The organism is Aestuariibaculum lutulentum, from assembly GCF_032926325.1.
Lineage (GTDB): Bacteria > Bacteroidota > Bacteroidia > Flavobacteriales > Flavobacteriaceae > Aestuariibaculum > Aestuariibaculum lutulentum.
This window is the reverse complement of the sequence record NZ_CP136709.1, coordinates 2,227,729-2,240,784: the sequence shown is the minus strand read 5'-3', so window position 1 is coordinate 2,240,784 and position 13,056 is coordinate 2,227,729. Positions and strand designations below refer to the sequence as shown.

Sequence of the window (13,056 nt, the reverse complement as noted above, 5' to 3'; positions counted from 1 at the left end):
TTTTATTTCTGTAATTGTTTTAAATAATCGTTCACCATTTTAAAATCGTCAAAGTCGAAACGCTCGCCTTTTATTTCTTGGTAGGTTTCGTGGCCTTTACCCGCAATTAAAATGATATCGTTAGCCTGCGCCATCTGGCAAGCCGCCTTAATAGCCTGAGCACGATCTACAATCGTTAAGGTCTTTTTAAAATTTTGAGGCTCTACACCTTTTTCAATATCTTCCAATATCGCTTCCGGTTTTTCACTCCTCGGATTATCACTTGTAAAAATCACTTTGGTACTCAAAGCCGAAGCAATATGTCCCATTTTAGGACGCTTGGTTTTATCACGATCACCACCACATCCAACAACAGTAATCAACTCTTCGTTTTTGGTTCGAATACTATTAATGGTTTCCAATACGTTTTTAAGCGCATCAGGTGTGTGAGCGTAATCTACTATAGCCGTGATTTTATCATTGGAAATCATATACTGAAAGCGTCCGCTAACACTTTCCAGTTCACTGATTAATCGAAGCACCTCTACTTTTTCTAACCCTAACAACTCTGCAGTCGCATAAATAGCTAATACGTTATACGCATTGAAGCTACCAATTAGACGTGTCCAAACTTCGGCTTCGTTGATTTTTAACAATAAACCTCCAAATTGATTCTCTAAAATCTGCGCTTTATAATCGGCGTAACTTTTTAAAGCATAGGTTTGTTTTCTGGCTTTTGTGTTTTGTAACATCACCAAACCATTCTTATCATCAATATTCACTAAAGCAAAAGCTTCTTTTGGCAGATTATCGAAGAAGGATTTTTTCACATCTCGATATTCTGCAAACGTGTTATGATAATCTAAATGATCGTGCGATAAATTGGTGAACACCCCTCCTTCAAAATGTAATCCGGTGGTTCTGTGCTGATGAATACCGTGTGAACTGACTTCCATAAAACAGAACTCAACACCTTCATCATTCATCATTTTTAAATACTTGTTAATCGTTAATGAATCTGGCGTGGTATGAGTGGCTTTAAACTCCTTATCACCCACCATGATTTTAACAGTTGACAGCAAGCCCACTTTATACCCTGCTTTTTTAAACAACTGATATAACAAACTCGTTACTGTTGTTTTTCCGTTTGTTCCGGTAACCCCAACAAGTTTTAAATTTTCAGATGGCACATCGTAATAATTCGATGACATAATCGCCAAGGCCTTATGTGAATTATCAACCTCAACATAAGTCACACCTTCCACCAAATTATCAGGCATAATTTCACAAACAACAGCTATCGCTCCTTGTTTAATAGCGCCATCAATATACTTATGTCCATCAACCACACTTCCGGTAATAGCCACAAACACATCATCGCTCTTGATGTTTCGGGAATCAAAATCGATAGCCGCAACATTCACAGCCGTATTACCTACTACTGCATTTATGGTTACTTTATATAATATATCTTTTAAAGCTATCATGAAGCTGTTAATATGATGGTTTGATTATCTTTTAATTTGATATTTTTTTCAATCGACTGGCTTTTTACCACGCCGTTACCTTGTAATTTCACAGTGACGTGCACCTGCATATTTTCTAACAACGCCACAGCATCCATAACTGGCAACCCAACAACATTAGGCATGATAGTTTTATAAGTCTGAGCCGTTTCATAGAAACCATTAAACTCTTTTTCTACCGAAGCACGCTTCACCTCTAAAGTTTCCACTTCATCAATAATTGGTGTATCGGTATGAATTTTTTGAGCAATTCTTTGAAATACAGGCCCAGTTACATCGGCACCATAATACCCTTTCTTTACACTTGGTTTATGAATAACCACAATGCAAGAGTATTTTGGATTATCGGCAGGGAAATACCCGGCAAACGATGAAATGTATCGTCTGTTTTGCTTCCAGTCTTTCATCCAATATTCTGTTTGTGCTGTACCCGTTTTACCTGCCATCGAAAAATACGGCGAATATAAGGAACGCCCCGTGCCACGCTCGACAATATGCTTCAAAATATCCTGAATTTCTTTCAGTGTTTTCTCTGAACATATTTTATCACCTTCTTCAACCTCTGCAAACGATTCTACGACCTGATCTAATTCTTTTACTTCACGAATAAACTTAGGCTTCACCATAACCCCATTATTAGCAATAGCATTATAAAAGGTTAAAGTTTGCAACGGCGTTAATTTTAAGTTATACCCATAAGCCATAGACGGAAGCGCATTTCTACTCCATATTTTATCTCCCGGCTTCGGAATTACAGGCTCCCCTTCTCCAAGAATTGGCAACCCTAAAGTTTTATCTAAGCCCCAATCCTGTAAATGATTCACAAATTTTTGAGGTTGTTTTGAATACCCTTGATCAATAATCGTTGCCAAACCAATGTTAGACGACACCTCTAACGTTCTTGCCGCAGAAATTTTACCATGACCGTGTGTATCCTTTATTCCTTTTCCATAAAACTGCTTATACCCAACTCCAGTATTTATTATTGTAGAGGTATCAACAACTTTATCTTCTAAAGCCGCCATTAAAGCCATCACTTTAAAGGTAGAACCTGGTTCGTGTGCTTCACCAACGGCATAGTTTAAGCGCTCGTAATATTTTCCGTTTTCATTTCTACCTAAATTAGAAATCGCACGAATTTCGCCAGTTTTAGCTTCCATAACCACAACACACCCATGCTCAGCCTCGTATTCTTCAAGCTGTTTTAACAACGCATGATGCGCGATATCCTGAATATTAACATCAATAGTTGTATAAACATCATAACCGTCTTTAGGTTCAATTTCGTTAGCGTCGCTTAATGGTTTCCACTGGCCTTTTCCTATTTTTTGCTTTCTGCGCTGTCCATCTGTTCCTCTCAGGTATTTAACGCCAAAAGCGCCATCAATACCGGCGCGAGTTACATTTCCATCTTCATCAAATCTTTCATATCCTATAGAACGTTGAGCAATGGCCCCCATAGGATGTTCGCGTTTGGTGGTTTGCTCTACAATTAAACCTCCTTTGAATGCTCCTAATCGTAACAGCGGAAAATTTCTTAATCGAATATAATCGCCATACCCAACATTTCTTGCCAGTAAAAAATAACGATTTCTGTTAGCACGCTCTTTACGTAATGCTTTTTGATAATAACTTGAGGATTTTCCCGAGTACTTAGCCAGAGAATCGCTAAGCGGAATAAGATATTCTTCGAAAGTTGCACTTGAAGGCGTTAGCAAATCGATGCGTACATCGTACTTAGGTACCGACGTTGCCAATAAATTCCCTTTAACCGAGTACACATTACCACGGTTCGCCGGAATTTTCACATTCTTAACCACGCGTGTATCGGCTAATGCACGATATTTTTCACCTTGTAAAAACTGTATACTGAACAACTTAAACAACACGGCAACACCAAAGACGAACATACATCCTGATATAAAATACAAGCGGTTTAATATGTTTTTGTCGTTTACTGCCAAGTGTTGGTTAGTTTTGTGATTTAATTTTTATTTTTTTTGGCGGAATTACCGATGGCGCAATTCCCTTATCTTTCATTACATTAATTACTGCCGATTCCATTTTTAACTTCATCAACCGAGACCGACCATCTATAAATGCTGAACGCATTTCGTTGACTTCATTTTTCAATCGTGCAATTTCGTACACTTTTTTATCTGCACTATGCGAGCTCGCAATCATTACTATAGCCAAAACCGAAACAAAAATGATGAACCTCCAGTTTTTAAAAGCATCATCACTAACTAAAAATGTTCCTTTTAATATGCGATAGATATTCTGCTTCATTATACCTTTTCTGCTATTCTTAATTTCGCGCTTCTGGCTCTGCTATTTATTTTTATCTCTTCTTTTGTTGGAACTATTAAACCGCCTACTTTTTTAAAAGGCACTTCAAAATTCCCAAACATATCGCGCTCCGGTTCTCCTTCAAACATTCCGTTTCTTATAAAACGCTTTACTAAACGATCTTCTAACGAGTGGTATGAAATTAAACTCAAGCGCCCTTTTTCATTTAACAACTCAGGAGACTGAAGCAACAATTCTTTAATAACCTCTATTTCCTGATTCACTTCTATACGAATCGCCTGATAGATTTGTGCTAAAATTTTATTTTCATGCTTTGGCGACAAAAACTTTTTCAGTACAGCTTTTAACTGATCACTGGTAACAATTGGAGCTTCTTCTCGTTTTTCAACAATTAGTCTCGCCATTGCCGACGCTGAACGCAACTCACCATACTGAGCCAACACCGCTCTCAACTGCTCCTCATCATATTCGTTTACCACATGATATGCCGATAATGCACTATTCTGATTCATTCGCATATCTAATTCAGCATCAAAACGGGTTGAAAATCCTCGTTCCGCAACATCAAACTGATGCGACGACACACCAAAATCTGCCAAAATTCCATCCACTTTTTTTACGCCATAAAATCTTAAAAAACGTTTTATGTGTCTAAAATTTTCATTGATTAGCGTAAATCTCGGATCATCAATTTTATTTTCAAGAGCGTCTAAATCCTGATCGAAAGCAAACAATTTTCCTTTCTCACTCAGTCTACTTAATATTTCTCTACTATGTCCGCCACCACCAAAAGTCACATCTACATAAATGCCATCCGGATTAATATTCAATCCATCCACCGTTTCTTTTAACAATACCGGGTTATGATATTCCATAATCTTCATCATCTTGTCCCATTACCTCTTCAGCTAAATCTGCGAAATCATCAGCTGCATCATCAATGGCTTGTTCATATAAATCTTTATCCCATATTTCAACAATGTTTATCGCCGAAGCAACAACAATCTCCTTTGAAATATTTGCAAACACCGTTAAATCTTTTGGAATTAACAAACGACCGTTAGCATCAATCTCAACAATTTTAACACCAGCTGTAAAGCGACGAATAAAATCGTTATTCTTCTTTTTAAACCTGTTTAGCTTATTCATCTTAAGCATCAGCCTTTGCCACTCTGCCATGGGATACAATTCTAAACACTTTTGAAATACTGAACGACGCAACACAAAACCTTCTTCTAAAATAGAAGACAACTGCTTTTTCAACGGCGCAGGCATCATTAATCTACCTTTGGCATCTACTTTACAATCGTATGTTCCTGTTAGTAAGTCCACTGTGATTTACAAATACGTTAACGGTTTGTGTTTCAAATATATTGAAAAATTTACCACATTTTACCACAATTTACCACTTTGTTGATAATTTTTTGATGAAATGAAGCTAAAAACCGTTTTGATGCTACCACAAACCCAATCCCCACTTATAATCAACAGGTTACACATAATCATTTATCAACAGCAATTTTATTAACATCTCTCTCCAAAACTATTATTTTTGAGATTTGTTTAAAATCACCGTAAGTATAGATGAAATAACTATATTTGTTTTAAAGTAACGACACCTGATTAATGACGCATCGTTTAAAAAAAGAAAAGAACTACAGCTATATTGAAGCTGGCGAAGGTACGCCAATTATTGTTTTACACGGCTTAATGGGCGGATTAAGTAATTTTGATTCGGTAATAAAACATTTTAGCCAGACCGGCTACAAGGTCATCATCCCAGAACTACCTATATACACTAAGCCATTACTAAAAACTAATGTTAAAAGTTTTGCCGGCTTTTTAAATGAATTCATTGAATTTAAAGGTTACAATGAAGTTATTCTATTAGGAAATTCTCTTGGAGGACACATTGGTTTATATTACACCAAATTATACCCGACTAAAGTAAAAGCTTTAATAATTACCGGAAGCTCTGGACTGTATGAAAGCGCCATGGGTAGCGGTTACACAAAACGCAGTGATTACGAAGTTATTAAAAAGAAAGCTCAGGATGTTTTTTACGATCCTGAAGTAGCAACAAAAGAGATTGTTGACGAAGTTTACGCTACAGTAAACGACCGTAATAAACTTATAAAAACTTTAGCTATTGCCAAAAGCGCTATACGCCACAACATGGCTAAAGATTTACCTAAAATGCAAACACCAACCTGTATTATCTGGGGAAAAAACGACACGGTTACACCTCCGGAAGTTGCTGTAGAATTTAATGAGCTTTTACCGAATTCAGAATTATTCTGGATTGATAAATGCGGACATGCTGCCATGATGGAGCACCCGGAAGAATTCAACAAAATTCTTGAAGCCTGGCTTAACAACAAAAGTTTATAGCCAATAAAACACAATTAAGATTTAACACGACATCGTGTAAACTGATATAAATTACCCTCATGCAAATAAAAACTGCAGAATTTGTTATGAGCAACTCCGACGTTGCTAAATGTCCAAAAAGCATGTTACCAGAATATGCCTTTATCGGGCGAAGTAATGTTGGAAAATCGTCGCTTATAAACATGCTTACCAACCGAAAAAGTTTAGCCAAAACATCTGGAAAACCAGGAAAAACACAGTTAATAAATCACTTTTTAATTAACAAAAACTGGCATCTGGTAGATTTACCTGGATATGGTTATGCTCGTGTTTCGAAAAGCACAAAAAAGGTATTTCAAAAGTTTATTACCGAGTATTTTAGCAAACGTGAACAATTAGTAACAGCCTTCGTTTTAGTAGATATCCGACACGAACCACAACCTATCGATTTAGAATTTATGCAGTGGTTAGGAGAAAATGGCATCCCTTTTTCAATTATATTTACAAAAGCCGACAAATTAAAACCGAAGGCCATTGAAAATCATATTGAAGCTTACCAAAACATTCTTTTGGAAACATGGGAAGACATGCCAAATTATTTTGTGACTTCATCGAGTAAAGAAATTGGTAAAGATGATGTTCTCAATTACATAGATGAACTTAATGAAAATATGCAATTAAGCTCAAACTAAGCCTTAACATCTAACGCATCACGCAGTGCATTACCTATAAGCATAAAAGCCATTACCAAACTCATAATACAAAGTCCTGGTATAAGTGCTAAATAAGGTTTTCCGAGAATAATATAATTGTAGTGATCTTTAATCATGGCTCCCCAGCTTGCCATAGGTGGTTGTGCTCCAATACCTAAAAAGCTTAAACCACTTTCAATTAAAATCGCGGAGGCAAAATTGGCTGCCGAAATTACAATAACAGGCGCCATAATATTAGGCAAAATATGTTTTGCTATAATTCTAAAATCATCAAAACCTAAAGCCCTGGCCGCTGTAACATATTGCTGCTCTTTAACACTTATTACCTGCCCTCTAACCACTCTGGCCACCTCAACCCACATGGTTAAACCTACAGCAATAAACACCTGCCAAAAACCTTTTCCTAAAGCCAGAGTTATAGCAATAACCAGAAGTAACGTTGGTATAGACCAAGTTACATTAATTACCCACATAATCACCGCATCAATTTTACCTCCAAAATACCCTGCTAAACTTCCCATAAAAATCCCGAGAATTAACGAAATAAAAACGGCTACAAAACCAATAAAAAAGGAGATTCTCGCCCCCACTAAAATACGACTCAACAAATCACGCCCATATTTATCGGTTCCAAACAAAAATGTTTTCTCCTTTACAAAACCATCAACAGATCGATTAGGAAAACCAGCTAAACTTATTGTTTTTTCAACACCTTTTAAACCATCAGATGCATATTCTGTATAGGTTAACTCTCCTTCTTTTATTTGGTAATCTGAAACAGGAATTTCCGTATCGGTTGTTTTCGTTCCAAAGAATATTTTATCAAAAGCACTTTGTTCTATTTGCAACTGAGATGGAATGGTTAACATTGTTACTTTAAAACCCGGTTTTTTGGAATGGATAGCCAAATGCATTTGATTAGCATGCTGCGAACTATCTGGAGCAAACACATAAGCAAACACCGAAATAATCCCCACAAAAATCACAAAACCAAAACTAAAAACGCCCCAAAAGTTCTTTTTAAACTTTTGGAGCGCTAAGTGTTTTAAGGAGTTCGATTTATAACCCATAAACAATATTAGTTTTTCACCTCAGCATTGGCTGTAACTATCTTTTTAAGACGCTGAGACGCTTTCATATCTTCCAACACATTAAGAGCTTCTTCAACATAAACATCCTGACTTAAACTCTCGTGCCAGCGGTTACGTTTTTCTTTCAAATCGGTTGTATCCTTTTCAAAAAGCGATCTTTCGTAAGATGTTGAATTAAAAGTAAGATTCGTTTTATAATCTGAAATAGCCTCAAATCGTTTAGCTTCTTCTTCATTTAAATCCAGTTCAGCTTTATATTTTTTAAAATTCAATGACACGACAGTTTCATCAATTTTACCTTTTACCCATTTCGCATTTTCTTCAATTAACTTTAACTGCTGATTATTTTTCATTCGTTCTTCACTGCTTTTTACAATAGCATCGTAATCAAAATAATTCCAAGGTGTATAATCAGCTGAATCGATTTCATCCCATGGTAGAGGATTATCTTTATCCTTCTCTCCTACTTCAATAAAACTGAAACGACCAGGCACTTTCACATCGCTTTTAACACCTTCCAACTGAACAGAACCCCCGTTAATTCTATAATACTTTTGAGTGGTTAACGCTAAAGCGCCTAAATCGCCACTCGTATTATTTCTTAACATGGTGTTTAAGTTAATGACATTCTGAACTGTTCCTTTTCCGTAGGTTTGCTTACCTCCTATAATAATAGCTCGCTTGTAATCCTGCATAGCTGCCGACATAATTTCGGAAGCTGAAGCCGATATTTCATTCACTAAGATTACTAATGGCCCATCCCAAGAAATTGAACTATCTCGATCTTCCAGAACTTCTTTAGCCTTACCTGTTGAACGCACTTGCACAACCGGACCATCTTTTATAAACAACCCAGCCATATCAACAACCGTTGGCAACGATCCTCCACCGTTATTACGTAAATCTAAAACCAGACCTTCTATCCCTTCAGATTTTAATCGTGCAATCTCGGTTTTTACATCTTTAGCTGCATTGATATTTTTATAATCTTTAAAATCGACATAAAACGATGGCAAATCAATGATACCAAACGTCATTCCGTCCTTTTTAACTACCGACGATTTTGCATAAGTATCTACCAACTCAATAACATCTCTGGTTAAGGTAATATCCTTAATGGTTCCATCAACCTTTTTAACGGTTAAAGTCACTTTAGTTCCCTTTGGACCTTTAATATATTTAATAGCATCATTAATACGCATGCCAACAATATTTACCGGCTGGTCTTCGTCTTCCTGCTTTACTTTTAAGATTAAATCTTCAACCTCTAATTCCTGACTTCTCCATGCCGGACCTCCAGAAATCAAACTCACTACTTTAATATAGTCGTTACGCTTTTGAAGTTGCGCCCCAATTCCTTCTAATTTACCAGACATGCGCTGATCGAAATCTTCTTTACTGTTTGGAGCCAAATAATAGGTGTGCGGATCGAACTCTTCAACAATCGTATTCACATAAATAGCGAACCAGTCTTCACGTTGAAAATCCTCTAAGTTATCGTTGAAATAAATCTCTATCGAACGCAGCGTAGATTCACGAGCTTCTTTCTCAATCTCTGCATCTGTTTTCATAACATGAGACGGATCTTTTTCTTTTGCTCTTAACTCTTCCTCATAAATATCGTCATAATTTGAAAGTGCAGAGAACTTAAGTTGTCTTCTCCAACGGTCTTTCAATTCTGCTTTATTTTTCACAAAGCCTGTTTGCTCGTAATCGGTGTTAAACGATTCATCAAGTGTGTAATCAAAAGGTTTTGACAATACTTCGGCATAAATCTCTTTAGCTTCTGCTATACGCTTCACCAAACGCTCATGCACCACATTGAAAAACGTAATATCCGTGGCTTTAATCTGGTCATCAAGCGTTAATTTATACTTAGCAAAATCTTCGTAATCCGACTGATAAAAATAGCGTTTTACAGGATCTAAAACATCTAGATAATTTTTAAATAATTTCTCTGAAAACGTATCGTCAAACATTACAGGATCATAATGTCCATTCTCCAAAACAAAAGTTATAACTTGAATTAATAACTTATCTTTATCAGGATTATCAAACTTTTTTGTAGTAAAACTGCAGGATGCAAACCCCAGAAGTAAGGCCAGCAGCAACACTTTATATTTCCTTCTCATAACATTTTTCATTCGGTTAATATTCAACGACACCTAAGATGTCCGACATTTTTTTACTAAAATAAAGAAAAAAGTATGCCAAGCCCGGCATTTGCTACTAATTTTTTGTTAAACACAATAAATAAAGTGTATCCTACGGAAATTATGTATTTTAGCGTTACAATTTTCAGAATGTAAATGACAGAAAGACCGCTTATACTTGTAACGAATGACGACGGCATAACAGCACCAGGAATTCGAACTCTAATTTCAATTATGAATACCCTTGGAGATGTGGTAGTTGTCGCTCCGGACAGTCCGCAAAGCGGTATGGGGCATGCAATCACTATCGACTCTACATTATATGTTGAACAGCTAAAAGTTGATGACGGACCTCAAACCGAATACAGTTGTTCAGGTACTCCTGCCGACTGTGTTAAACTGGCTATTCGAGAAAAATTACATCGTAAACCCGATTTATGTGTCTCAGGAATTAATCACGGTTCGAACTCCTCTATAAATGTTATTTATTCTGGTACGATGAGTGCTGCCATTGAGGCAGGTATCGAAGGCATCCCTGCCATTGGTTTTTCATTGTTAGATTACAAATGGAGTGCCGATTTTGAAGCTGCCAAAAGTTTTGTAAAAACCATTACCGAAAATGTTTTAAAGCATGGTTTACCAAATGGTGTTGTACTTAATGTTAACCTTCCTAATTTACCGAAACAAGATATTAAAGGTATTAAAGTTTGCAGACAAGCCAGAGCCAATTGGGTGGAAGAATTCGATAAAAGAAAAACACCTTCAGGCAAAGACTACTATTGGCTTACTGGACGATTTGTAAACTTAGATGGTGGTGAAGATACAGACGAGTGGGCTTTAGAAAATGGTTATGTTTCTGTTGTACCCGTACAATTCGATTTAACAGCGCATCATTACATTCAAAATTTAAACTCCTGGAATTTAAATGATTAAAAAAGAACTTTTTATAGGCATTACCGTTGGTTTAATCGCCAATGCTATTGGCCTAATATCAATCGCTACCCTTTTAGGACAAGGCGAAGATTTTACAACCGTAATAAAAGCGGCGTACAACGAAGGCTTTTTAGGAAAACTTATAAGCTTAGGAGCTGTTTTAAATTTAATAGCATTTTTTATCTTTATAAGAAAACGTCAGGATTATCGCGCTCGCGGCGTATTAATCATCACTATTTTTGTAGCGGTATTTACCTTTATTTTTAAACTTTTTTAAATGAAGTATTACATTTTAGCAGGAGAAGCATCAGGCGATTTACACGGCTCTAACCTAATGAAAGCATTATTTGAAGTCGATGCTCATGCTGAAATCAGATTTTGGGGAGGAGACCTTATGCAGTCTGTTGGTGGCACTCTAGTTAAACACTATAAAGAACGTGCTTTCATGGGCTTCGCTGAAGTGATTATGAACCTGAATAAAATCTTCAAACTTATTGCGTTTTGCAAAGAAGATATTAAAGCCTACAATCCAGATGTTCTTATTTTTATAGACAATTCGGGTTTTAATCTGCGTATTGCCAAATGGGCAAAGCAAGAAGGCATTACCACAAATTATTACATTTCACCTCAGGTATGGGCATCACGAGCTAAACGTGTTTTTGATATTAAACGCGACATCGATGCCATGTATGTTATCTTACCCTTTGTTGAAGACTTCTACAAAAAGTACGATTATAAAGTAAACTTTGTTGGGCATCCGCTTATCGATGCCATTGCGAACAGAGATCAGGTTAACGAAACTAAATTTAGAGAAGCCCATAATTTAGGCAACAAACCAATTATTGCTTTGTTACCCGGAAGTCGAAAACAGGAAATAAAGAATATGCTTTCGGTGATGCTGGAAATGGTTGATAGTTTTAAGGATTATCAATTTGTTATTGCCGGTGCACCAAGTCAGGATTACAGTTTTTATGAAACTTTTATTAAATCGAATAACGTAAAATTCATATCGAATAAAACTTACGATTTATTAAGCATTTCAACAGCAGCGTTAGTCACTTCGGGTACCGCTACTTTAGAAACAGCATTATTTAAAATACCCCAGGTTGTCTGCTACAAAGCCAATGCCATTTCATACCATATTGCAAAACGTATAATAACTTTAAAGTTTATTTCGTTAGTAAATTTAATTATGGATAAAGAAGTCGTAACTGAATTGATTCAGAATGATTTCAACAAAAAAAGGCTAAAACAAGAATTAACTCGTATTTTAGACGAAACGGAACGTAAAAAAATGTTCTTGAATTATTACGAATTAGAAAAAGCCCTTGGCGGAAAAGGTGCCAGCAAAAAAACAGCTCAATTAATCTACAATTCAATAAAAAAATAAAATACTTTATGAGGAGTATTTGTATCCTACTTATTTTAACACTTGGTTTTACAAGCTGTAAATCTTCAAAAAGTGCCAGAAAAAAAGATAACCAAGTTGTTATTGATGCCAAACGTGCGTTAAATAATTATGATAATTTAACTACTGAAGTTGAACTTATAAAGACTGAATCTGAAACAATCGAGGAAGACAAAGGTGAAATAAGTAAAGCTGATGCCATTACTAATTATGCCTTACAATTTGAAGGGGTAAGATACAAATGGGGAGGTACAACTCCTGAAGGTATGGATTGTTCGGGATTGGTTTTTGAATCCTTTAGAGCTTACGATATTATTTTGCCTCGTATCTCTCGCGATATGGCAAAACTTGGAGATAAGATTCCTTTGAAAAAAGTTCAGGAAGGCGACCTTTTATTTTTTAAAACCGCTAACCGCAGAAATAACATAAACCATGTTGGATTAATCGTTACTACTGATAATGATATTCAATTTATACACGCAACAACCAGAGCCGGGGTTATTGTTTCTAAACTGTCTGAGGACTACTGGACAGATACCTTTGTAGAAGCCCGTAGAATTCTATAAGTTTTTT

The 13,056-nt window shown here is 36.2% G+C and carries 13 protein-coding genes; 6 read left to right on the top strand and 7 right to left on the bottom strand.

Annotated elements, in window-relative coordinates:
• Positions 1–2: 2 nt before the first annotated feature.
• The 5 genes from R1X58_RS09470 to mraZ form a co-directional block, all read right to left on the bottom strand.
• Positions 3–1,466, bottom strand: a complete 1,464-nt coding sequence (locus R1X58_RS09470; protein WP_240574672.1) for a UDP-N-acetylmuramoyl-L-alanyl-D-glutamate--2,6-diaminopimelate ligase — start codon at positions 1,464–1,466, stop codon at positions 3–5.
• Complete coding sequence (locus tag R1X58_RS09465; RefSeq protein ID WP_240574939.1) at positions 1,463–3,415, bottom strand: penicillin-binding protein; 1,953 nt, start codon at positions 3,413–3,415, stop codon at positions 1,463–1,465. Before R1X58_RS09465 ends, R1X58_RS09470 begins: the two co-directional genes overlap by 4 nt.
• A 61-nt stretch (positions 3,416–3,476) precedes the next feature.
• Positions 3,477–3,794: an FtsL-like putative cell division protein gene (locus tag R1X58_RS09460; protein ID WP_240574671.1), complete on the bottom strand. Its 318-nt coding sequence runs from the start codon at positions 3,792–3,794 to the stop codon at positions 3,477–3,479.
• Positions 3,794–4,690 carry a 16S rRNA (cytosine(1402)-N(4))-methyltransferase RsmH gene (rsmH, locus tag R1X58_RS09455; protein ID WP_240574670.1) on the bottom strand — a complete coding sequence of 299 codons (897 nt, stop codon included), beginning with the start codon at positions 4,688–4,690 and terminating at the stop codon, positions 3,794–3,796. Before rsmH ends, R1X58_RS09460 begins: the two co-directional genes overlap by 1 nt.
• The gene (gene mraZ, locus R1X58_RS09450; RefSeq protein WP_240574669.1) at positions 4,677–5,147 is read right to left on the bottom strand and encodes a division/cell wall cluster transcriptional repressor MraZ; all 471 of its coding nucleotides are present in this window, start codon (positions 5,145–5,147) and stop codon (positions 4,677–4,679) included. The genes rsmH and mraZ overlap by 14 nt, the downstream gene beginning before the upstream one ends.
• Before the next feature lie 294 nt (positions 5,148–5,441).
• Here mraZ and R1X58_RS09445 point away from each other — a divergent pair, with 294 nt between their 5' ends.
• On the top strand, positions 5,442–6,206 hold the full coding sequence (locus tag R1X58_RS09445; protein WP_240574668.1) for an alpha/beta fold hydrolase: 765 nt from the start codon (positions 5,442–5,444) through the stop codon (positions 6,204–6,206).
• Between the two features lie 59 nt (positions 6,207–6,265).
• The gene (yihA, locus tag R1X58_RS09440) at positions 6,266–6,877 is read left to right on the top strand and encodes a ribosome biogenesis GTP-binding protein YihA/YsxC (RefSeq protein ID WP_240574667.1); all 612 of its coding nucleotides are present in this window, start codon (positions 6,266–6,268) and stop codon (positions 6,875–6,877) included.
• Here the strand turns inward: yihA and R1X58_RS09435 are convergent.
• Together R1X58_RS09435 and R1X58_RS09430 are read right to left on the bottom strand one after the other, a co-directional pair.
• Positions 6,874–7,968, bottom strand: coding sequence for an ABC transporter permease (locus R1X58_RS09435; RefSeq protein ID WP_240574666.1), 1,095 nt, complete (start codon positions 7,966–7,968; stop codon positions 6,874–6,876). The two genes, yihA and R1X58_RS09435, sit on opposite strands and share 4 nt — an antisense overlap.
• A gap of 8 nt (positions 7,969–7,976) precedes the next feature.
• Positions 7,977–10,121 (bottom strand): carboxy terminal-processing peptidase, encoded by a 2,145-nt coding sequence (locus R1X58_RS09430; RefSeq protein ID WP_240574665.1) that lies wholly within the window; start codon positions 10,119–10,121, stop codon positions 7,977–7,979.
• A gap of 177 nt (positions 10,122–10,298) precedes the next feature.
• Here R1X58_RS09430 and surE point away from each other — a divergent pair, with 177 nt between their 5' ends.
• The 4 genes from surE to R1X58_RS09410 are packed head-to-tail and all read left to right on the top strand — an operon-like array spanning position 10,299 to position 13,049.
• Complete coding sequence (surE, locus tag R1X58_RS09425) at positions 10,299–11,075, top strand: 5'/3'-nucleotidase SurE (protein ID WP_240574664.1); 777 nt, start codon at positions 10,299–10,301, stop codon at positions 11,073–11,075.
• A complete protein-coding gene (locus R1X58_RS09420) occupies positions 11,068–11,352 on the top strand; it encodes a hypothetical protein (RefSeq protein ID WP_240574663.1) in 285 nt (94 codons plus the stop codon). The genes surE and R1X58_RS09420 overlap by 8 nt, the downstream gene beginning before the upstream one ends.
• Positions 11,353–12,465 (top strand): lipid-A-disaccharide synthase, encoded by a 1,113-nt coding sequence (gene lpxB / locus R1X58_RS09415; RefSeq protein ID WP_240574662.1) that lies wholly within the window; start codon positions 11,353–11,355, stop codon positions 12,463–12,465.
• 8 nt (positions 12,466–12,473) lie between these two features.
• Positions 12,474–13,049, top strand: a complete 576-nt coding sequence (locus R1X58_RS09410; RefSeq protein WP_240574661.1) for a C40 family peptidase — start codon at positions 12,474–12,476, stop codon at positions 13,047–13,049.
• Positions 13,050–13,056: the final 7 nt, after the last annotated feature.

Excerpts from the sequence above, each read along its gene's own strand:
- R1X58_RS09470 (WP_240574672.1), bottom strand. The coding sequence starts at position 1,466 with ATGATAGCTTTAAAAGATATATTATATAAAGTAACCATAAATGCAGTA.
- R1X58_RS09465 (WP_240574939.1), bottom strand. The coding sequence starts at position 3,415 with ATGTTCGTCTTTGGTGTTGCCGTGTTGTTTAAGTTGTTCAGTATACAG.
- R1X58_RS09460 (WP_240574671.1), bottom strand. The coding sequence starts at position 3,794 with ATGAAGCAGAATATCTATCGCATATTAAAAGGAACATTTTTAGTTAGT.
- rsmH (WP_240574670.1), bottom strand. The coding sequence starts at position 4,690 with ATGGAATATCATAACCCGGTATTGTTAAAAGAAACGGTGGATGGATTG.
- R1X58_RS09445 (WP_240574668.1), top strand. The coding sequence starts at position 5,442 with ATGACGCATCGTTTAAAAAAAGAAAAGAACTACAGCTATATTGAAGCT.
- yihA (WP_240574667.1), top strand. The coding sequence starts at position 6,266 with ATGCAAATAAAAACTGCAGAATTTGTTATGAGCAACTCCGACGTTGCT.
- R1X58_RS09435 (WP_240574666.1), bottom strand. The coding sequence starts at position 7,968 with ATGGGTTATAAATCGAACTCCTTAAAACACTTAGCGCTCCAAAAGTTT.
- R1X58_RS09430 (WP_240574665.1), bottom strand. The coding sequence starts at position 10,121 with ATGAGAAGGAAATATAAAGTGTTGCTGCTGGCCTTACTTCTGGGGTTT.
- surE (WP_240574664.1), top strand. The coding sequence starts at position 10,299 with ATGACAGAAAGACCGCTTATACTTGTAACGAATGACGACGGCATAACA.
- R1X58_RS09420 (WP_240574663.1), top strand. The coding sequence starts at position 11,068 with ATGATTAAAAAAGAACTTTTTATAGGCATTACCGTTGGTTTAATCGCC.
- lpxB (WP_240574662.1), top strand. The coding sequence starts at position 11,353 with ATGAAGTATTACATTTTAGCAGGAGAAGCATCAGGCGATTTACACGGC.
- R1X58_RS09410 (WP_240574661.1), top strand. The coding sequence starts at position 12,474 with ATGAGGAGTATTTGTATCCTACTTATTTTAACACTTGGTTTTACAAGC.